The sequence below is a fragment of the Desulfuromonas sp. KJ2020 genome (assembly GCF_024197615.1).
GTDB lineage: Bacteria > Desulfobacterota > Desulfuromonadia > Desulfuromonadales > SZUA-540 > SZUA-540.
In genome coordinates, this window is record NZ_JAKUKE010000003.1 from 578067 (window position 1) to 599247 (window position 21181).

Genomic DNA, 21181 nt, shown 5'->3' on the forward strand with positions numbered 1-21181 from the left:
CACCAAAAAGCGCCCCCCGGGGATAACCTGCGAAGTTGTCGGTGAGCCAATCGGAGCGATTAATCCTGTTCGATACGGGGGAACAGAGGGGTCGCTTTCTGGATACGGGTGCCGGGGCGCAAGCCGCCCCAGGCGCCTTTTTCTTCCAGGGACTGGCTGGCCGGATCGATCCCGAGGATTTCCACCATTTTCTGGGCCGTATCGGGCATGAACGGTTCGATGAGCAGGGCAACGAGACGCTGAATCTCCATGAGATTGTACATGACGGTGCCAAGGCGGGGCCGGAGGCTCTCGTCCTTGGCCAGGGCCCAGGGCGCCGTATCATCGATGTATTTGTTGCCGGCACTGATGAGGTCCCAAATCAGCTGCAGGGCCTTGTTGAAGGCCATGGCGTCCATGTGGTCGTCGACCCCCCGCAGCGTTCCGGGGATGCGGTCGAGCAAGGGTTTGTCCATGTCGTCAGCGGCTGTCGGCTCGGGAAGGATACCATCAAAATACTTGTTGACCATGGCCGAACTGCGACTCATCAGGTTGCCGAGATCATTGGCCAGGTCGGAGTTGATGCGATGGATGAGGGCGGCGTGGGAAAAGTCGCCGTCGAGCCCGAAGGGAACCTCGCGCAGCAGGAAGTAGCGGATGGCGTCAACCCCGTACTTGTCGATCAACATGTTGGGTTCGACGACGTTGCGCAGACTCTTGCTCATCTTCTGCCCCTCGACGGTCCACCAGCCGTGGGCGAAGACCTTTTTAGGCAGAGGCACGCCGGCGGCCAGTAGAAAGGTCGGCCAGTAGACGGTGTGGAAACGCAGAATGTCCTTGCCGATGACGTGGGCGTCGACGGGCCAGAACTTGGCAAAGTTGCCGTCGGGGTCGTGGGGATAACCCAGGGCGGTGATGTAGTTGGTCAGCGCGTCGAACCAGACATAAATGACGTGCGCGTCGTTGCCCGGTACGGGGATGCCCCAGGAAAAAGTCGTGCGGGAGATGGAGAGATCGCGCAGTCCCTCCTTGACGAAGTTGAGTACCTCGTTGCGCCGGCTTTTGGGCTGGATGAAGTCAGGGTGCTCCTCGATATGGCGGATCAGCTGCTCCTGGTATTTGCTCATGCGGAAGAAATAGGACTCCTCCTTGAGCTTGTCCGTAGGACGTCCGCAGTCCGGGCAGTTGCCATCGAGAAGCTGGGTCTCGGTCCAGAACGTCTCGCAGGGGGTGCAGTACCAGTCCTCATATTCACCGAGGTAGATATCTCCCTTGGCTTCGATACGGCGGAAGAGTTCACGGACCCCCTCTTTGTGCCGTTCCTGGGTGGTGCGGATAAAGTCGGTGTTTTCGATGTTGAGTTTTTCCCACAGCGACTGGAAGCGTTTGACGACGCGATCGGCCAGTTCCAAGGGAGTTTCCCCGGCCGCCTGGGCCGCTTTCTCGACCTTCTGCCCATGCTCATCCGTACCGGTCAGAAAAAACACCTCATACCCGCGGGACTTTTTGTAGCGGGCAAGCACATCACAGGCTAGGGTAGTATAGGCGTGGCCGATGTGAGGGACGTCGTTGACGTAATAGATGGGGGTTGTTATGTAGAAGTTTTTGCTCATGTTTGACGCTCCTGAGGTTATTTCTTTTTGGGACGACGACGGCCTCTGCGGCGTTTGCGGGGGCTGGCGGCCCCTTCTTCACCGGCGGGCTTGGATGGTTCCGCAGCCTGAGGTTTCCGGCCTTCCGGCCGGGGTTGTGAGGGCTTGCTCTCGCCGGCCGGGCGAGGCTTACGATTTCTGGAGGAGTCCCGACGGCCTCCTTCCGGACGCCTTCCTTCCTTGGCTGGAGGCGGGGAGGGCAGGGTCCCTGATTTTTCTGCCTGATCCAGATCGTCGGCGGTCACTTCGCGGGTCTGTCCATCACCGAAACGAATGGTGACTTTCTGAGCCAGAATATTCTGGTCGATTACTTCGCCTTCCTGACCATCCACCTGGATCTTGCGCCCGCATTTGGGCAACTGCTTGCGCAGGGAGCAGTAGGTTTCGAATTCATACCCCAGACAGCAGAGGAGGCGGCCGCACTGCCCGGAAATTTTGCTGGGATTGAGGGCCAGACCCTGCTCTTTGGCCATACGCACGGAGACGGGGGCGAAGTCGGTCAGGAAGGTACAGCAGCACAGTTCCCTTCCGCAGATGCCCAGTCCGCCAATGAGTTTGGCTTCATCGCGCACGCCGATCTGGCGCATCTCGATGCGGGTGTGAAAGTGATGAGCCAGATCCTTGACCAGTTCGCGGAAATCGATGCGACCATCGGCGGTGAAGTAAAAGATGATCTTGGATCCGTCGAAGAGATATTCGGCCCGTACCAGTTTCATCTCCATCTTGCGCTCGCTGATGCGGGCGGCGCAGATGCGAAAAGCCTCCTTTTCCCGGTCGGCGTTGGCTGCCGCCAGCGCCAGATCTTCATCGGTGGCAATGCGGATGACGTTTTTAAGCTCCTTGGCGGCCTCTTTTTCGTCGATCTCCCTGGGAGCCTGCACGACCGTACCGAGGGCGCGGCCCCGGTCTGTTTCCACCACCACGCGCATATTGGCTTCGAGGGGGAGGTCCTGGCTGTTGAAATCGTACTGCTTTCCCGCCGTGCGGAATTTAACCGAAGTAATTCGGATCATGGTTCTCTGTCGTTTCCTCAATGTGGAAGGTGTGGCGCAAGATGCCCATAAATGACGGGTCCATTTGCATAGAACGGATCTCAGCCGGTCGTGAATGGCGCCTTGCCTCAGGCAGCCAGACGCATGAGCAGAACCTCCATGGCCAGCAGTTTGTTGACGTTACGATCGGCTTGCCGCCGACTGACGGCGATGGCTTCCAGTTTTGCCAGCAGGGTGGCCGTGCTTTCACGTTTCGCTACCCGCTGGATCTTTTCCAGCAGGTCGATGTTGACCAGTTCGCTTTCAGGCATCCCCTGCTTGTACAGAAGCAGGTCGCGATAGAAGGCCTGAAAGAGTTCAAGAATCTCCTGAAAACGTTCCTTCTCGCCGGCAATTTCTTCGGCCAGTTTGAACAGGGCGATAATGCTCCCGGGGGATAAGGCGGTAAGAGCCTTAAGCAACTCCCGTCGCTGATCGAGAAAAAGATCCTTGTCCTTGCCCAAGGCTTTTTTGAAGCTCCCTTCCGAGAGGGCTGCCAGAATATGTCCCTGAGACTCGTTCAGCCCCAGCTTCTCCTGCAGGGCCTGCTGCAGAATGGCTCGCGGTACAGCATAAAAGGGAATCTGCTGACAGCGTGACCTGATGGTCGGCAGCACCCGTTCTTTCTGGGAGGACAGCAGGATGAGGAGGGCCTCCCCCTTGGGCTCCTCCAGAGTTTTCAGGAGGGCGTTGCCGGCGGCGGGATTCAATTTTTCGGCCCCGTCGATCAGGCAGATTTTTTTCAATGCTTCCAGCGGACGAAAGGACAGCTCCTTCTGGATCATCCGCACCTGTTCAATTTTAATGGTGGCCCCATCGGGTTCCAGAATGTGGAGATCCGGGTGATTGTGGTGATCCACCTTGCGACAGGCGGTGCACGTGCCGCATCCCGTGCCGTTCTGGCAGAAAATGGCGCGGACAAAAGCCAGGGCCATCAAGCGTTTGCCGATGCCATCTGCCCCGTGGAACAGATAGGCATGGGCCAGGCGACCCGAGGCGATGGCTCGTCGCAGCAGGTCTTTCTGTCTGTTGTGCCCAAGCACCTGACCGAAAGTCATGACGGCATACTCAGAATCTGTCGTTGTCCCAGCGCTTCACCGATCCGCCTGGCGACGGTTTCCTGCGAACCGAGAGCATCGATGACCAAAAAACGGTTTTGCGTGGTGGCCAACTCCAGGTACCCCTGCCGGACGCGGCGATGAAAGGTGAGGGATTCCAGCTCGAAGCGGCCCTCATGTTCGAGCGTCTGCACGGTGTTGCGGCTTTGCGCCCGCCGCAGGCCTTCTTCGGCCGGCATGTCCAGCAGGATGGTCAGGTCGGGACAGGTCTCAGCCGCCGCCAGCTCATTGAGGCGGTGAATGAGCGTTTTGTCCAGTCCCCGCCCATATCCCTGGTAGGCGCAGGTGGCATCGGTAAAGCGGTCACACAGGACGGTCTTGCCTGCTTGCAGCGCCGGCCGGATGACCTCATCGACATGCTGGGCCCGGGCCGCGGCATACAGCAGCAGTTCCGACCGGGGCACCAGGGCCTGGTTGCCGGGATCGAGCAGAATCTGGCGGATGGCATCCGCGATGGGACAACCGCCAGGTTCGCGCGTAGTGACCACATCGACCCCCTGTGCGGCCAGATTTCGGGCAAGCAGGCGCAGCTGGGTGGTTTTTCCGCAGCCTTCGATGCCTTCGAAAGTGATAAAGAGGTTCATGGTATCCAGGCTGATGACAAGAATATCTTTTAAAATTCGACATTATAGTGAATGGAACCGCGCGGAATCAAGGAAAAGATTCCATCCTCAGGGTAAACATTGATAAGACCATGGGAATTTAGTATACTCCGAGCCGATTTGACCACTTGGAGGGCCCGTGCGGGTTCTTTTTGAAACGAGAAACGATGCAGCTTCGAGAATGTGAACAGCGCCTGTGCCAAAAGCTGGACTACCGTTTTGCCCGGGCCGACCTTTTGCGTGAGGCTCTGACGCACAAGTCCTACAGCAACGAACAGGCCAGGATCGACCTGCCTTTCAGTGAACGTCTCGAATTCCTCGGGGATGCGGTGCTTGATCTGGCGGTCAGTGAACATATTTTCAGCCGCTATTCCCACTTGCCGGAAGGAGAGATGACTCGGGTGCGGGCCGAGGTCGTGCGCGAAAAGGGCTTGGCGACCATCGGCAGAAAGCTGGATATCGGGTCCTGCCTATTGCTCGGGAAGGGGGAAGAGCGCAGTGGCGGTCGACAGAAGGACAGTCTGCTTGCTGATGCCTTTGAGGCGTTGCTGGGGGCCATCTTTACCGATGCGGATTATGTCGCCCTCAAGCCGATTGTCGATCGCCTGTTTGCCGAGGAGATCGCCCGGTCGGTAAAATGCAAGACCGGCGTCGACCATAAGACCCGGCTGCAAGTTTTACTGCAGGGACAGTACAATCGGACGCCGTCCTATTTTCTGGTCAGTGCCGAAGGACCTGATCATGAACGCCTCTATACGATTGAGGTCCGCTTCGACGACCAGACCATCGGGCAGGGGAGCGGGCGGACGAAAAAAGCGGCGGAACAAGAGGCGGCCCGGGAGGCCCTGTTGAGAGTGGAAAGCCCCTAGACGCTGAAGGTATGCAGGTTTTTCCTTTCTTTATACCCCACGAAGGATGTCCGCATCGTTGCCTCTTCTGCCAACAGGAAAAGACTTCCGGTCATAAGGCGGCCCCGGTGCCCCTTGGCGTGGCCGATGCGTTGAACCGACTGCTGCCTCCCGTCGGCGACGGGGATATCGCCTTTTACGGCGGGTCCTTTACCCTGCTGCCAGCGACGCGCCAGCGGGATTACCTGGAGGTCGCCGCCCGATTTGTCCGGGCCGGACGCGCCGGGGGGATTCGCATCTCGACCCGGCCTGACGGTCTGGAAAACCGCCATCTTGATGTTCTGGACGGATTTCCGCTGCGCACGATTGAAATCGGTTGTCAGTCCTTTAACCACGAAGTCTTGGCTCGCTCTGGCCGAGGCCACTGTGCCGAAGCGGCGGTTGGAGCCACGGCGAGAGTCCGGCGCGCCGGGCTGGCGGTGGGCTTGCAGCTGATGCCCGGGCTCCCCGGCGGCGATCGAGCCGAAGCCCTCTCATCCCTGCAAAAGGCTTTGGGGCTGCGGCCAGATTTTCTGCGCATTTACCCGACCGTGGTCCTGGCCGGCAGCGCCCTGCAGACACTATTTGACCGCGGACAATTTCAGCCGCTCGGTCTGGATGAGGCGGTCGAAATTTGCGCGGAGATGCTCTGGCGCTGCCGGCAGGCCGCAGTGCCCGTGATTCGCCTGGGCCTGCAGCCGACCCGGGAACTCGACGGCCCGGCGGGGGTAGTGGCCGGCCCCTATCATCCCGCCTTCGGACAGCTCGTGTGTTCGCATCTCTGGCGGAGAGCGTTGCTGCGGGTGGTGGAAGAGACTTCGGAACAGGTGGTCTTTGTCTGTTCGTCCGAGTTGTCGGATGCCCTGGGGCAGCGTCGCCAGAACCTGGAATTTATTCGAACCCGCAGAGGGGATTTTGCCATTTCCGGGCAAAAGGACATCCCCCGCGGGACACTGCATGTTGGCTCCGAGTCATTTTCCCTTATGGAACTGGCCGCTTACGAAGGATTTTGTCATTGAACACGGAACAGCCTACCTTTCGCTCCGGTTTCGTCTCGATTATCGGGCGTCCCAATGTCGGCAAATCGACTCTGTTGAACCGGATACTTGGACAGAAGATCGCCATCGCCTCGCCCAAGCCCCAGACGACCCGCAACCGGATTCTCGGTATTCACAACCTCGATGACGGCCAGATTCTCTTTCTGGATACTCCGGGTATTCATCGTGCCACCGGCAAGCTCAATCGCTATATGGTCGATCAGGCCATGGCGGCCTGTGCTGATGTCGATGTCGTGCTCTTTCTGATCGAGGCGACGGATCGACCCGGGGGAGGGGATGACTTTATTCTTGATGTCCTCTCGCGCAGTTCGGTACCCGTTATTCTGGTCATCAACAAGATCGACCAGGTGGCGCCGGAGGCCTTGCTGCCTCTGATCGAAATTTATGCGCAGAAGCGCGATTTCGCTGCCATTATCCCCATCTCGGGTTTGAAGGGCCGCGGGGTAGACGCTCTGGTCAAAGCCACGTACGACCTGCTGCCGCCCGGGCCGCGCTACTATCCCGAGGACATGGTCACCGATTTGCCCGAGCGCTTCATCGTCGCCGAAATGGTGCGCGAGCAGATCCTCAAGCAGGTGCGGGACGAGGTGCCCTACGGCGTGGCCGTCGTGGTTGAAAGCTTTACCGAAAAGCCGGATAAGGATCTCGTGGTCATCGCCGCGGCGATTCTGGTGGAGCGGGAACCTCATAAAAAAATCATCCTCGGCAAAGGCGGCGAGAAGATTCGCGCCATCGGCAAGGCGGCCCGGGTCGATATCGAAAGGATGCTGGGAACCCGCGTTTACCTCGAGCTGTTTGTCAAGGTACAGAAAAACTGGACGGAATCCGACAAGCTGTTAAAAGAGTTCGGCTACGAATAGCACCTGAAGTCATTTACGGAAAGAACGGAAAACACAGACATGAGTCCACTCGTTGCAATCGTCGGCCGCCCCAACGTCGGCAAGTCCACGCTCTTTAACCGCATTCTCGGGCAGCGTAAAGCCATCGTCGAGGATTTCCCTGGCGTCACCCGGGACCGCAACTACGCTGAAGTCACTAAATACGCCGCGCCCTTTATCCTCATGGATACGGGCGGTTTCGAGCCGGCCAGCGAAGAGCGGCTGCTGGTTCAGATGCGTGAGCAGTCGCAACTGGCCGTGGAAGAGGCCGATGTGATTCTCTTCGTCCTCGACGGACGGGAGGGGCTTACTCCCTCCGATGAGGAAGTTGCTACCATGCTGCGCCGCGTCGACAAACCTGTGCTCTATGTGGTCAACAAGGTCGATGGTCCCAGGCAGGAGGAGGCCATGGCCGAATTCTATGCGCTGGGACTGGATGAACTCCACCCTGTTTCGGCTGAACACGGCCTGGGGGTAGGGGATCTGGTCGATGCGGTGCTGACCCATCTTCCCCCGCCAAAAGCGCCGGAGCCGGAGACGGAGGAAGTGCGTCTGGCGGTTATCGGTCGTCCCAACGTCGGCAAGTCTTCCCTTGTCAACCGCCTGCTGGGGTACGAGCGCGTCGTGGCCAATCCCCTGGCCGGCACCACCCGGGACAGTGTCGATACTCCCTTTACCTACAATCAGAAACGCTATGTCCTGATTGATACGGCCGGCATCCGTCGCAAGGGGAAGGTCAGCCAAAAGCTGGAAAAGTTTAGTGTTATTCAGGCTCTAAAAGCCATGGACCGCTCTCATGTGGTTCTGGTGGTCATTGACGCCGAAGAGGGGGTTACGGATCAGGATCTGACGGTGGCCGGTTATGCCTATGAAAAGGGCAGGGCCGTCATCCTGGTTGTCAATAAGTGGGACAAAATTGAAAAAGACAACAAAACCCTGCGGCAGTACACCGAAAAACTGCGGATGAGCTTCAAGTTCCTCCCTTTTGCGCCGATTCTTTTCGTTTCGGCTCTGACCGGTCAACGGGTGGCGAAAATCATGGGTGAAGTCGAGGCTGTGTCTGCCGAATTCAACCGCCAGGTTCCCACCGCCGCCCTGAACCGAATTCTTGAAGAAGCGGTGCGCAGTCATGCGCCTCCCATGATTCAGGGAACGCGGCTTAAATTCTTCTACATGACCCAGACCCAGGTGCGGCCGCCCACCTTCGTGGTTTTCGCCAATAAGGCTGAAGGGATCCACTTCTCTTACGAACGTTACCTGCAGAATAAACTCCGGGAGGCTTTCGGTTTTGAAGGCGTTCCTATCCGGCTGATTTTTCGAGACCGCGAACGCAAAGGCCAGGGGTAAAAAGCCTTTACTTGGCCCAGGGGCTGGGATATATTGTTTTCTATTTAATTTTGAACCCTTACGTCAATTCGGCACTGGACCGCCATGAGTTTAGTCGGAAATCTTGAAGACCTGGGCCTGGGAGAAATTCTCCAGATTGTCAGCCTGAGCCGCAAGTCAGGGGTGCTCTCGCTGAACAGTCGCGGCCGGCAAGGTTCGATTTATTTCAAAAATGGGCAGGTCATCCGGGCGGTATCCAGTACCGTTCCGGAAAATCTCGGCGATCTCCTCGTGCGATCCGGGGTTGTTCCCCTGGATACGCTCCACGCGGCTCTCGAGCGCCAGCGACAGAGCGGCGGCACCCTGCGTTTGGGCGCCATCCTTGCTGAGCATTACGCCGTGGCCGCCGTGGAAATCGAAAATGTGGTCCGCCAGCAGATCGAAAAGCTGGTATACGGGTTTTTTGGCTGGACGGAGGGGACTTTCGCTTTTGAACTCCGGGAGCCGGAGTCTTTGGGCGGGACACGGGTTGACCCTTTGCAGTTTATGCTCGACCAGGGGCTCAATCCCCAATGGCTGGCCATGGAAGGAAGTCGACTGCTAGATGAAAGGCGTCGACAGGAGCAATCGGCTCAGGCGAAGGATGAAAATTTTCTTTGGAGTGTCGACTCGGATTTGCCACCGGCGGGAACTTTGCCGGGGATGGCCGGCTCTGCCTTCGCGACAGACACGATGAAGAGGGAAGAAGGTTGTCCGGGGGGCAAAGAACCTGCCACTCTGGTCAACTTTGGTGCCGAACTGCTGGCCGAATTGGGCGAAGAATCTCTCGGGATGCCCGTCAAAGGGCCCGAATCCCCTGGGCTTCGTCTGCTCAAGGGCATGCTGCAGGAATTGAGTAATCCGTCTCTCGGCGGCGGGGTTATTCTGCTGGTACTACGATTCGCCAGTGAGCTGATGAACCGGGCTGTCATTTTCCTGGTTAAAGAGAAGGAAATCGTTGGCCTGGGGCAATTTGGCATCGCCGCCGGTGAAAGCGCGGATTTGAGAGTGCGGCGCATGAAAATTCCCCGGTCCGAACCTTCGGTTTTCCACCGGGTCATTGAAGAGAAGACGGTGGAAAAAGTTCCCTTGGGGACGGGATATTGGGACACCTACCTGAAAGACCAGCTGGGCGGAGACAGTCCGGTCGACGTTTTTCTTGGCCCGATTATCAGCGACGGTATGGTTGTTGCTGTTCTTTACGGTGACAATCTTCCCGAGAAGAAGCCGATCGGCAACACGGAAGCCCTCGAAATTTTTCTGTCTCAGGCCGGACTGGCCATGGAGCGGACCCTGACGGACAGACGAGGGTATTCAAGAAGCGCGGGCTGATTTTGCAGGCGACGCTGTGGTGTCCGCTGATTTTATACCTCGTAATGTGAGGCTTGTAACGTGCCAAAGAAAATACTGATTACCGAAGACTCGCCGACCATGCGCTCGCTCATCGTCTCCACCATCGAGGCGATTGGCGACTTTGAGGTGATCGAGGCGTCCAACGGGTTTGAGGCCCTGCGGGTCCTGCCCCGCGAAAAGGTGGATCTGGTCGTCACCGATATCAATATGCCGGATATCAACGGTCTGGAACTGGTCAGTTTTATCAAGACCAATCCCAACTACCAAGCCACCCCCCTCATCATTATCAGCACCGAAGGGAGTGAGCGGGACCGGGAAAAAGGGATGGCTCTCGGGGCAAACGAATATCTGGTCAAGCCTTTTTCCCCTGAGCAGCTGCAGGAGTTGATTCGAAAATACCTGGGTTAGGAGGGGATTTTGTCCGGCAATTCATCATCGCGCGCCATTAAAGACTTTCTCGCGGAGGCCGAGGAGATCATCGAGAAGCTGAGTATCGATCTCATGGCTCTCGGTGATGGAAGCGACGGGCGTGAAACGGACCCCGATCTGCTCAACAGCATTTTCCGCAGCGCCCATTCCATTAAGGGGCTGGCGGGCATGTTCGGTTTCGATGATATCAGCTCACTATCCCATACCATGGAAAATCTCCTTGACCATCTTCGGCTGGGCAAGGTTTCCCTGTCTCCCGTCCTCGTCGAAACGCTTTTTGAGGGGCTCGACCTGCTTCTTCGATTAGTCAACGGCAAAGGGGAGTCGGAATCCTTCGCTCTGGACTGTGCCCCGGTCCGGGAGCGTATCGAAGCGCTGCTGAAGGGGCCTCCACCCAAGGCCGCTGATCCTATCCAGACCCTCTCCCTGGATCCAGCCGTTCTCAATGTGCTCACCGAATACGAGGAACACCGCCTTCGCGACAATCTCGAAAAAGGACGTCACATCTTGTTGGTCAAGGTGGCCCTTGCCCTGGCCAGTTTTGATCAGGAACTGGGTGAGATTTCCGACCTACTCAAAAATAGCGGCGAAGTTGTCAGCACTTTGCCATGCGCCGGGGATATTTCGGACAAAATCGCTTTTCAGATTCTGGTCGCCACGCCCCTCTCCCACGCCGAGCTCCGCGAAAAGCTCGACCGTCCCGATGCCGACATCGACATCGTTAGAGATGCATCCTCAACTGCCCCCCGACCTCCGGCAGCGATCCCGGCGTCGCCGCCGGCGGTCAGTCCTCCCGGAAAGGCCGAAGTCATTCCGGAGCCTGCTGCTGAGTCGGAGGGGACCGGGGCGTCTCTGCGTTCGATCAGCCGAACTGTGCGGGTCGATATCGATAAGCTCGATTACCTGATGAATATTGTCGGCGAACTGGTTTTGTCCAAAGGGGCGGTCTCCATGTTGTGCGATCAGCTCAAGGCCGAGAACAGCCCGATCGCCGGCGAATTGCAGAAGGTCACCCGGGTGCTGGAGCGGCGTCTTCACGATCTGCAAAAAGGGGTCATGGATGTGCGCATGGTCCCCGTGTCACAGCTCTTTGAAAAGGTCATCCGGATTATCCGGCGGGTGGCCAACGAGCAGGGAAAAAAGGTCGAAGTGGATATGCGGGGCGCCGATACCGAGCTGGACAAGCTCATCGTGGAAGATCTTTCTGACCCCCTCATGCATATCATCCGCAATGCCGTCGACCACGGGATAGAGTCGCCGGAAGAGCGTCGGATGGCGGGAAAACCTGAAAAGGCCTGCATTTGCCTGTGGGCCTCCCAAAAAGGGAACCACGTCGTCATAGAAATTCGTGATGATGGACGGGGTATCGATCCCGACCGGGTGCGGATAAAGGCTCTGGAAAAAGGGCTGATCAATGCCGAGGCCGAATTGTCGCGGGAAGACGTTTTCAATCTTATCCTGACTCCCGGTTTTTCTACGCGCGATGAAGTTACCGACTTGTCGGGCCGCGGCGTCGGCATGGATGTGGTCCGGAACAACATTGCGGCCCTCTCCGGCATGCTCGAACTCGACAGCACCTTCGGCCAGGGCACCACAGTTACCATCACTCTTCCGATCACTCTGGCCATCATCAAGGCCTTGGTTGTCAAGGTCAGCGGCAAGGCCTATGCCATCCCCATCAACTCCGTCATGGAGACTCTCCTGGTCGAGTCGTCCTCGATCCGCACCATCGAGCGCCACGAAGTCATTGATCTGCGGGAGCATACGCTGCCTCTGATGAGACTGAGTCACCTGTTCCGGCTGCCGAGTCAGGAAAGTGTGTCCAGCAAGCTGTTCGTGGTTGTGGTGGGGCTGGCCGATAAAAAGATGGGGATTGTGGTCGACGATCTGTTGGGCCAGCAGGACGTCGTCATCAAGTCCCTGGGCAACACCCTGTCTTTTGTTCGGGGAATTGCCGGTGCCGCCGATCTCGGTAACCAGAAGACCGTGCTGGTCCTTGATGTCGGTGGTCTTATGAGCGAGTCCCTGCGAGGAGATTCTTCTTTCTATGTATGAAGACTTCTACGGGTTTTCCGAACGACCCTTCAGCAAGACGCCCGATCCGCGTTTTCTCTATCTGAGCCGGATGCATCGCGAGGCACTGGCGCGCCTGACCTACGCCGTGGAGGAAAGAGATCTCGTGCTGCTTACGGGCGGCATCGGCTGCGGCAAGACAACCCTTTCCCGCGCCCTGATGGATGAGCTGGGAGAGGGCTTTCGGGTTATTCTTTTTATTAATCCGCGTCTTACACCCATGGAATTTCTCCGCTCTCTGGCCCTGCGCCTCGATATTGCCGAACCTTCCCGCTTTAAAACCGATCTCCTCGAAGAGATCGGCGCTGCCCTCTACCGTTTTTATCAGGAGGGGGTCTGCCCGGTTCTGGTGATCGACGAGGCCCAGCTGGTTCCTCACAAGGAAACTTTCGACGAGATTCGGTTGTTGACCAATTTTCAGCTGGACGATCAGAATCTGATGAGTATCGTCCTGATGGGGCAGCCGGAATTGAAAAAGCGGCTGGCCCACCGGTCCTTTGAACCGCTGCGTCAGCGCATCGGCATGCAGTTTGATTTACAGCCCCTGCAGCTGGAAGACACCAGGGCTTACCTCGATTTCCGGCTTGCCGTGGCCGGCGGTTTGCCTGGCCTTTTCGCCGATAACGCCGTGCAGCTGATCCACCAGGCCTCGGGCGGGGTGCCGCGAAAGATCAACCAGATCGCCTCACTGGCTCTGCTGGAGGGGTTTGGTCGGGAAGCCCGCCCTATCGATTCCTCGATTCTGGAGTCGGTAATGAACGAGCTGGATCTTCTCATCTAGGCAGAACAGGAATCTGTGCGTATGGATCTCGCTGATATCCGAAAAAAAGCCAAGGCCCGCAAGGCCGAAAAAGACAGGTCCGCCTCTTCGCCCGGCGCGGCGGAGGTGAAAAAGGCACGTCTTCCGGCGATACAGGTTCAGGGTGTTCCCGCGCCGCCGCTTGACTGGGCTTCCCAGGAGGGTGCAGAACCGGCGGAAGATCCCCTGGAAGCCCTGTTTAATTATTGCCCTGAAATCGACCTGGCTACCGAGGAAGCCTATGCCGAAGGGCTGGCGGCGTTGTCGAGGGAGGACCGGGAAGAGGTTGAGCAGTGGCTTACCTTTCCGGTGGGTAACGAAGAGTATGCCTTAGACATCGACCACGTCAGTGAAATCATCAAATGGCGCCAAGTGGAAGAAATCCCCCGGGTCCCCGATTTTGTGCTGGGGATCATTTCACTGCGTGGACAGGTCGTCCCCGTGTTTGATCTGCCCAGACGCATGAAGCTGGGTGCGGTTGAAGTTTCTCCCGCTTCCCGTATTATTGTATGTCAGAAGGGGGAGCGCCATGCCGGTCTGTTGGTCGATGGGATCAATCAGGTCGTTAAAATGCCTGTCCGTAAAACGGAACCTCCCCCAGCGATGCTTTCGGGCCTCGACAGGGATATGGTCAAGGGAGTGGGCCGTTATCAGGATCGCATGATATTTATGTTGAATTTAGACCACGTTCTCGATGCAGAACGTAGCTGACGGGAAAGGAGCACTCTCGTGTCCAAAAAAAGGATTCTGATCGTTGAGGATGAAGAAAGTCTTCTAAAGCTTGAAAGCATCCTGTTGACGTCGAAGGGATACGACGTCACGGGGGTGACCAATGGGCAGGCTGCCCTCGATTCCTTGGCCGAGAATCCTTCGGACCTGGTGCTTCTGGATATCATGTTGCCGCAGATAGACGGGTTTGAAGTCTGCAGAAGGATCAAGGAGAATCCCCAGACCCAGCATATCCCCGTTATTATGCTCACGGCCAAAAAGAGTCGTGAGGATATGGCGCGGGGCGAAAAGGTCGGGGCGGACTGGTACATCACCAAGCCCTTCAAGTCAGTTATGGTCATTGAAACCATTCAGCGCTTTTTGGCCAAATGAGTCATAGGGTTTTGCCTCAGTCTGCCGGTTCCGCTGACGGAGAAAGGGAGCTTCAGGAGATCCAGCTGGCCTGTTTCAGGGTAGGGGAGCAGATGTACGCCCTGGACATCCGGCGCATCAAGGAAATCATCCGCCCCCCCAGATTGACCCCCATTCCCAAGGCGCCACCCTTTATTGAAGGCGTCTTTACTCTACGCAATGTCGTTATTCCCGTGCTGGATTTGCGCAAACGCTTCGGCCTGACCGTCGCAGACGGTCTGAAGAAAGAGCGCCTTCTTGTGTGCGCCCTCTTTGGCAAAATCCTCGGACTTCGGGTGGATGAGGTCACGGAAGTCCGTCGCTACACCCGCAAGGAAGTCTATCCTTCGCCTTATTTTCTTAAGGGGCCCGGCACCGAGTTTTTTGCTGGAGTCTGCCGTTATGACGATGACCTGCTGATGATTCTCGATCTGGAAAAGGTGCTTTCCTCCCGGGAAAAACTCGATCTGGAAAAAATCCCTCAGCTCCCCGATGATCCGTTTGAAGAGATGGAATGACCCGCCGGTTGTTCCTCCCCGTTCCCGATTATTCAAGGGGTTTTCATGATAATAACCTGCCCCGCGTGCTCGGCCCGGTTTCGATTGGCCGAGAACCGGTATATCGACAAAAAACGTTTGACTCTGCGGTGTGCCCGCTGCCAGAAGGTATTCCAGGTTGATATTTCAACCCGGCGGAATACCGATACCCCTGACCTCTCTTTGCTCAGAATTCTGGTGGCTCATGGGGACCCTCAGCTTTGCGCCACCATCCGGGAGGTCTTGAATCGTTCGGAGATGGCCTGCCGTGTCTGTTCCGACGGGGACCAGGCTTTGTCCCTCATGGAGCAGGAAGCCCCCCATATCGTTGTCCTCGATGTCGCTTTGCCTGGTCTTTACGCCTTTGAAGCCGTCGAAAAAATTCGCCGTCGCCCCGGGCTTGAGCACGTTAAGGTGCTTTTGGTCTCTTCTGTCTACAACAAGACGGCCTACAAGCGAACGCCGGTCTCGCTCTATGGCGCCGATGGCTATATCGAAAAACATCACATCCCCGGCGATCTGGTTTTCAAAATCTCCCAGTTGCTGGCTGGTGAGAGGCACCCGTCTTCCTCTTCCGCAACTGAAGTCGCCGGGAGTGACCGGAAGAGCCCATCCGTGGCTGCCTCCTTTGTTGAGCGGATGAAAGACCGGATCCATGACCTTGAAGAACAAGAGGGTGGGGAGACCGAGTCAGAAAAAGCCCGACGTTTTGCCCGGATCATCGTGGCGGACATTGCCCTTTACAGCCAACCGAAGGTCGATGCGGGCGTTGTAAACGGCAATTTTTTCGAGGCCATGGCGCCGGAGATCGCCGAAGGGCGGAGGCTGTTCGAAGAACGCTTCAGCAGCGCGGCCGGACAGCAGGTTGAATTTTTTCAACAGGCTTTATCTGATTTTGTCGCAAGCCGCGAGAAAGAGCTTCTTCCCTGATCTGATGAGAGGCAAAAACGTGCATTCCCAAGTAACCCCTGAGGATATCAGGCAAAATCTCAATTCTTCCCTGGAGGAAGAGCGTCTTGATGGCCTGCGGGCGCTGCGCGGATCCTTTGGCGAGGAGTGGCTTCCCCTGTTGTACAGGGCCATGGGCGATTCGAGTTGGCGGGTCCGTAAAGAGGCTGTTGAAATTTTTTTGGCGCAGTCCGAGGCGCCGAACCATATCCCTGGTGTCATCGCTCTTCTTCACGCCGATGACAACGCGGGGGCGCGCAACGCCGCCGTCGAAATTCTCACGCGGCTGGGACGCCAATCGCTGTCTTGCCTCTTTGCCGAAATGAATACAGAGGACCGCGATGTTCGCAAATTCATCCTGGACATCCTGGGCGAAATCCGCGATACGTCGGCGGTCCCGCTGATGATCGAAGCTTTGTCCGACAGCGATGGTAATATCAGGGCGGCGGCGGCGGAAAACCTTGGGAAAATAGGCTCTCCGGCAGCTGTTGGGCCGCTTCTGGAGTTGATGGAGGAGGCCGATCTCCTGTTGCGCTTTACCATTTTACAGGCCTTGGGACAGATCGGGACCGACGTCCCTGCCGCGTCCCTGCTGAAATGGAGGCAGGAGCCGCTTCTGCGCAAGGCGCTTTATGACTGTCTCGGACAATTGGGTGGCGTGGAGGTCGTTGATGAGCTGGTGCAGGGGCTTTTTGACGACAGGCCCAATGTGCGGCATTCGGCCCTGCTGGCTCTCGAAAAGGTGGAGAGGCGTCATCCGGGTGAATTAACCGCCCGACTGCCGGCGCTCATGCGCAAAAAACTGGCAGAAGCTCTAGCCCCCCTTCTGGAGGATAACCCCGATCGGCTGAGGCGGTCCGCTCTATATCTTGTTGGCGCGTTAAGAAATGAACAGACCGCATACCGGCTCCTTCCTCTCCTGGCCGAGGAAAGTCTGCGTGAGGCCACCACCAGGGCGCTGATTTCCATGGGAAGAAATGCCGCCGCAGCGTTGATGGATCACTGGCCGCATGCCGAAGCGTATCAGCGGCCCTATCTGGCCTATGTCGTCGGAATGACGGGTTGCGTTGAAGGACTGAACCATCTTCTCTCCGCCGTACAATCCGAAGATGCCGACCTGCGCGCCGTATCTGCTCAAGCTCTCGGGGCGCTCGGGGTTGAACAGGCTGTCTCGCCGCTGGTGCCGTTACTGGAGGATCAGAGCCAGGCGGTACGAGCCGCTGCCCTGGAAGCTCTTTCGACCCTTGGGGGCAAATGTCCGGAAAAGGTCTATGGCGCCCTGCAGAAATTGCTTGGCTCGGATGATTTCCAGTTAAGGACCGCCGCCGTTACGGTGATCTCGCGTCTCGACGTCCCCGCAGCTGAATCAGCTCTCGTTTTCGCTCTTAAGGATGAATCCTCCCAGGTGAGACAGGCTGCCGTGAAGGCGCTTGGGAAATGCTGCGGCGGCCGGCACCGCGATAGTTTGCTGCTGACTTTGACCGATGAAGATCCCGAGGTGCGACGCATGGCTGTCGATGTTTTCGCCCGATCGGCGGGGCGGGATGCTTTCGAACCCCTCTCCCTGGTTGTGCAGGACGAGGATCTTTGGGTCCGGGTTTCGGCCGTCCGTGGGCTGGGCGCCACTGATCATCCTGAGGCCCAAAGTCTGCTGGTCCGGGCCCTGAACGATCCGGTCGGTCTGGTGGTGATTGCTGCCCTGGAAACCCTGGCCGAACAAAACCCGGAACAGGCCACGCCCTTTTTGGTGAAAGCCTTATCTCATCCGGACGCAGAGGTTGTTTGCGCCAGTCTCAAAATCCTGGCCGCGGCCGGTCGACAGCGGGAGATCGAATCGGCGCAGTCCCATCTTTGTCAGCATCCCGCTTCGGAGGTTCGTCTAGCCTATGCCCGGATTCAGGCCGAAGAGGCAGGGGGGCGGGCGATTGCTGTTCTGCGCGAAATGAGCAGGCAGGAAGGGGACGATCTCGTCCGCCGTCAACTCGAGACGTTACTGGAAGATGTTGCAAGGGGGACACGCTAGGATTATGTCATTTTTGTTCTCTTCTCCCAGCATCGCCATGTCGATGGACGAGTTCCAGTTGATCCGGGATTTTGTCTATCATTATTGTGGTCTGAACTTTTCAGAAGATTCCAAATATCTCCTGGAGAAGAGGCTTGGCAAACGACTTCAGCATCTGCAACTGGATAGTTTCAGGGACTACTACTATTATCTTCGCTACAACAAAGATAAAGATCAGGAGTTGACTGAACTCATCGATTTGCTGACGACCAATGAAACCTATTTCTTTCGGGAGGATTTTCAGCTCAAGACGCTGACCGAAGAAATTTTGCCCGAAATTGCCCGCCAGAAGGAAAAAGACAAAGACAGACGTATTCGGATATGGAGTGCCGGATGTTCTTCCGGTGAAGAACCGTACACCATCGCCATGCTACTGCTCGACAGCCCCCTCCTGGACGATTTTCAGGTAGACATCATCGGCACAGATATCAGTCAGCGCGTTTTGCAGCTGGCTCGCAAGGGCGTTTACGGGACCTCTTCATTCCGTGCGACCCCTCCTGATTATCAGCAGCGTTTCTTTGACGCCGCTGACGGGAAATTCCGTATCAACGATCGGGTCAGGAATCTGGTGACGATCAGCCATCTCAACCTTTTTGACGCGCCTCGCGTTGCTCTTCTCGGCCGGATGGACATCATTTTCTGCCGGAATGTCATTATTTATTTCGACATGGCCGCCAAAAAAAAGGTGGTAGACAGTTTCTTTCAGCGTCTCCGACCTGGAGGCTTCTTGTTGCTGGGCCATTCGGAATCGCTGATGAACATTACCAACGTCTTCACCCTGCGCCATTTCACCCATGATATGGTGTATCAGCGACCGTCCCAACCGGGTTTTGAAGGGGGCGGGGCATGAATAATCAACCTGTTCGCGTCCTTGTTGTGGATGATTCGGCTTATAATCGGCGGGCCATCACCAAAATGCTCGAAGATCTTCCGGGCGTCAAGGTAGTGGGCTATGCCTGCGATGGAGAAGAGGGGTTGCGCAAGGTCTTCGATCTGAAACCGGACCTGGTTACCCTCGACCTCGAAATGCCGCGGATGGATGGGTTTTCTTTTCTCCGCATCATCATGCAGAACAGGCCAACGCCGGTTATTGTTGTTTCGGCCCGAACCGATGATGAAAACGTCTTCAAAGCCCTGGATTTCGGTGCCGTCGATTTCGTTTCCAAGCCTACCGCCCGCATCTCCACGGAATTGCTTTCCATTAAAGAGGACCTGCATCGAAAGGTCCGCGCGGTGGTTTTGACGGATATGCGCAAAGTGCTTCGTCGGCCGCTCGGGCAGGGAAACCGCCCGGTCCCGGAGGAGGCGCCAATCAGGCACCGTCGGCGCAATGCAGGCAGTCCCTCTCTCACCCAAATCGTTATCGGCGCTTCAACAGGAGGTCCGCCGGCTTTGCAAGCCATCCTGTCGCAGATCAACGAAAAGATTCCCGTCGGTATTGCTATTTCCCAGCATATGCCGGCCGGGTTTACCCATGCTTTTGCCGAACGCCTGAACAAGGTTTGTGCGCTCGAGGTCAGTGAAGCGCAGACCGGGGATGTCATGGAGCCGGGCCGCGTGCTGATCGCGCCGGGGGGACGTAACCTGACCTTTGTTGAAGACGCCGGACGTATTCTGGCTCACGCGCGCGACCCCGGTGCGGACCAGCGCTATGTTCCCAGTGTTGACGTCATGTTCGAGTCGGCGGCTCGTGTTTATGGCCCGAATCTTCTCGCTGTCGTGCTGACGGGTATGGGCAATGACGGGGCCAAAGGTGTTGTCTCCGTCAAGGAAGTGGGTGGACAGGCCTTGGCGGAGGCGGAAGAGAGCAGTGTCGTTTTCGGCATGCCCAAAGAGGCCATAGCGACGGGTCGGGTCGATAAGGTTGTCCCTCTTCCGCTTCTATGTACTGAAATTCTAAGGCGTTGTGGACTCTAGTTCTCGCAAGGAAATGCTGGAAATTTTGGCTGGGTGCTGGTAGGATGACCCCAATCTGAGGGTCAGCCTATTTTGGGGAGTTTGCCATGAGCGAAACCATGGACGATAAAGGTACAGTCAAAAAAGCGGAAGAATTTCTTCAGGTCTTTAAAAAGGGGGCGGAATTTACCCAGGAACTGCTGCGTGAAAACGAGCGTCTGCGCTACCAGATTCTTCAGCTTGAAGCCGGCAAGGGGGAAGGAGGCCATAGTGGAGAGGCTGAGGAAGAGATACGCAGACTCCGTCAGCGCATCGAGGATCTGGAAGCGGAAAAACTGATGATCCTGGATCGGATCAAGCAGGTTGAAGAGGAAAACCACGATTTCGCCAACCGCTATGTCGAGGTGGAGACCGAGAACAACAATCTGGCCAATCTTTATATCGCTTCCTATCAACTCCATTCCACGCTGGATTTTAAAGAAGTTCTGCAGATTATTATGGAGATTGTCATCAATCTCATTGGGGCCGAGGAATTTGCGGTTATGCTCCTTGATGACAAAAGCAATACCCTGCAGGCTGTTGCTTCCGAAGGCATGGAAACGCAGGACGTGCCGATCATCTCCATTGGTGATGGCATCATCGGTCAGATGGCAAAAACCGGCGAGAATTATTTTATCGAGGATATGGAAAACTATTCCCGGGACCTGCATCATCCCATTGTCTGTATCCCTCTTAAAATCAAAGAGCATGTGATCGGCGTCATCGCCATTTACAAACTCCTCGTGCAGAAAAGGCGTTTCGCCGAAGTTGATTACGAACTCTTTACACTGCTCGCCGGTCATGCTGCCACAGCTATATTCTCATCCAAGCTTTATTCTGAATCCGAGCGCAAGCTCTCCACGATTCAGGGTTTTCTTGATCTATTGACCAAATGATGGGGGAGGGTTCCATGTCAACCTATAAGGTGCTCGTCGTTGAAGATTCGCCGACGATGCGGCAGCTCATCGTATTTGCCCTGAAGCGGATGCGAGGGCTTTCGATAGTCGAGGCCAGTGATGGCGTGGATGGTCTCAAAAAGTTGTCCGTCGAGAAATTCGACCTGATCTTCACCGATATCAATATGCCGATCATGGATGGGTTGAAACTTGTCAGTCTGGTTCGCAACGATCCCGGCTACAAGAGTGTTCCCATTGTCATTATCACCACCGAAGGGGCGCATGAAGATCGTGAGAGGGCGCTCGCCTTGGGGGCCAATGAATATATCACCAAGCCGATTCAGACCACCAAGATCATCGATTCAGCCAAGCGTTTGCTGAATCTTGCCGGATAAGTCTGAGGCCAGGCTATGGGGCCTGGTCCCCGGGGATGGGACTTGACAACGCCTGTTGTCTTTATG

The 21181-nt window shown here is 56.7% G+C and carries 21 protein-coding genes; 17 read left to right on the forward strand and 4 right to left on the reverse strand.

The annotated features are described in order from the left end of the window. Positions 1-59: 59 nt before the first annotated feature. The 4 genes from metG to tmk form a co-directional block, all read right to left on the reverse strand. Complete coding sequence (gene metG / locus MJO47_RS11005) at positions 60-1592, reverse strand: methionine--tRNA ligase (protein ID WP_253961172.1); 1533 nt, start codon at positions 1590-1592, stop codon at positions 60-62. A 17-nt stretch (positions 1593-1609) separates the two neighbouring features. Next, positions 1610-2644 (reverse strand): regulatory iron-sulfur-containing complex subunit RicT, encoded by a 1035-nt coding sequence (ricT, locus tag MJO47_RS11010; RefSeq protein WP_253961173.1) that lies wholly within the window; start codon positions 2642-2644, stop codon positions 1610-1612. 107 nt (positions 2645-2751) lie between these two features. Continuing rightward, positions 2752-3720, reverse strand: a complete 969-nt coding sequence (gene holB / locus MJO47_RS11015) for a DNA polymerase III subunit delta' (RefSeq protein WP_253961174.1) — start codon at positions 3718-3720, stop codon at positions 2752-2754. After that, positions 3717-4364, reverse strand: a complete 648-nt coding sequence (gene tmk, locus MJO47_RS11020; RefSeq protein WP_253961175.1) for a dTMP kinase — start codon at positions 4362-4364, stop codon at positions 3717-3719. Before tmk ends, holB begins: the two co-directional genes overlap by 4 nt. 185 nt (positions 4365-4549) lie before the next feature. On the opposite strand from tmk, the gene rnc reads away from it, so the two are divergent. The 17 genes from rnc to MJO47_RS11105 all read left to right on the forward strand — a co-directional run bounded on the left by rnc (position 4550) and on the right by MJO47_RS11105 (position 21115). After that, positions 4550-5251 carry a ribonuclease III gene (gene rnc / locus MJO47_RS11025; protein ID WP_253961176.1) on the forward strand — a complete coding sequence of 234 codons (702 nt, stop codon included), beginning with the start codon at positions 4550-4552 and terminating at the stop codon, positions 5249-5251. Positions 5252-5262: 11 nt separating this feature from the next. Further along, entirely contained in the window at positions 5263-6288 is a 1026-nt protein-coding gene (locus MJO47_RS11030) for an elongator complex protein 3 (protein ID WP_253961177.1), read from the forward strand. Further along, positions 6285-7187 carry a GTPase Era gene (era, locus tag MJO47_RS11035; RefSeq protein ID WP_253961178.1) on the forward strand — a complete coding sequence of 301 codons (903 nt, stop codon included), beginning with the start codon at positions 6285-6287 and terminating at the stop codon, positions 7185-7187. The genes MJO47_RS11030 and era overlap by 4 nt, the downstream gene beginning before the upstream one ends. A 39-nt stretch (positions 7188-7226) precedes the next feature. Beyond that, positions 7227-8552: a ribosome biogenesis GTPase Der gene (der, locus tag MJO47_RS11040; RefSeq protein ID WP_253961179.1), complete on the forward strand. Its 1326-nt coding sequence runs from the start codon at positions 7227-7229 to the stop codon at positions 8550-8552. An 84-nt stretch (positions 8553-8636) separates the two neighbouring features. Next, positions 8637-9902 carry a DUF4388 domain-containing protein gene (locus MJO47_RS11045; RefSeq protein ID WP_253961180.1) on the forward strand — a complete coding sequence of 422 codons (1266 nt, stop codon included), beginning with the start codon at positions 8637-8639 and terminating at the stop codon, positions 9900-9902. Positions 9903-9962: 60 nt separating this feature from the next. Next, on the forward strand, positions 9963-10331 hold the full coding sequence (locus tag MJO47_RS11050) for a response regulator (RefSeq protein ID WP_371926670.1): 369 nt from the start codon (positions 9963-9965) through the stop codon (positions 10329-10331). Between the two features lie 9 nt (positions 10332-10340). Then, the gene (locus MJO47_RS11055; RefSeq protein WP_253961181.1) at positions 10341-12407 is read left to right on the forward strand and encodes a chemotaxis protein CheA; all 2067 of its coding nucleotides are present in this window, start codon (positions 10341-10343) and stop codon (positions 12405-12407) included. After that, positions 12400-13206 (forward strand): ExeA family protein, encoded by an 807-nt coding sequence (locus tag MJO47_RS11060; protein ID WP_253961182.1) that lies wholly within the window; start codon positions 12400-12402, stop codon positions 13204-13206. Before MJO47_RS11055 ends, MJO47_RS11060 begins: the two co-directional genes overlap by 8 nt. A gap of 21 nt (positions 13207-13227) precedes the next feature. Next, positions 13228-13935: a chemotaxis protein CheW gene (locus MJO47_RS11065; protein WP_253961183.1), complete on the forward strand. Its 708-nt coding sequence runs from the start codon at positions 13228-13230 to the stop codon at positions 13933-13935. A gap of 18 nt (positions 13936-13953) precedes the next feature. Further along, the gene (locus MJO47_RS11070) at positions 13954-14325 is read left to right on the forward strand and encodes a response regulator (RefSeq protein ID WP_253961184.1); all 372 of its coding nucleotides are present in this window, start codon (positions 13954-13956) and stop codon (positions 14323-14325) included. A gap of 11 nt (positions 14326-14336) precedes the next feature. Continuing rightward, positions 14337-14861: a chemotaxis protein CheW gene (locus MJO47_RS11075; RefSeq protein WP_253961185.1), complete on the forward strand. Its 525-nt coding sequence runs from the start codon at positions 14337-14339 to the stop codon at positions 14859-14861. Positions 14862-14906: 45 nt separating this feature from the next. Next, positions 14907-15809: a response regulator gene (locus MJO47_RS11080; protein WP_256502621.1), complete on the forward strand. Its 903-nt coding sequence runs from the start codon at positions 14907-14909 to the stop codon at positions 15807-15809. Between the two features lie 19 nt (positions 15810-15828). Next, positions 15829-17850 carry a HEAT repeat domain-containing protein gene (locus tag MJO47_RS11085; protein ID WP_253961187.1) on the forward strand — a complete coding sequence of 674 codons (2022 nt, stop codon included), beginning with the start codon at positions 15829-15831 and terminating at the stop codon, positions 17848-17850. Positions 17851-17854: 4 nt separating this feature from the next. Continuing rightward, entirely contained in the window at positions 17855-18739 is an 885-nt protein-coding gene (locus MJO47_RS11090; RefSeq protein WP_253961188.1) for a protein-glutamate O-methyltransferase CheR, read from the forward strand. Continuing rightward, positions 18736-19806, forward strand: coding sequence for a chemotaxis response regulator protein-glutamate methylesterase (locus MJO47_RS11095; RefSeq protein WP_253961189.1), 1071 nt, complete (start codon positions 18736-18738; stop codon positions 19804-19806). The genes MJO47_RS11090 and MJO47_RS11095 overlap by 4 nt, the downstream gene beginning before the upstream one ends. Before the next feature lie 86 nt (positions 19807-19892). Next, a complete protein-coding gene (locus MJO47_RS11100) occupies positions 19893-20720 on the forward strand; it encodes a GAF domain-containing protein (RefSeq protein WP_253961190.1) in 828 nt (275 codons plus the stop codon). Between the two features lie 14 nt (positions 20721-20734). Then, positions 20735-21115: a response regulator gene (locus MJO47_RS11105; protein WP_253961191.1), complete on the forward strand. Its 381-nt coding sequence runs from the start codon at positions 20735-20737 to the stop codon at positions 21113-21115. Positions 21116-21181: the final 66 nt, after the last annotated feature.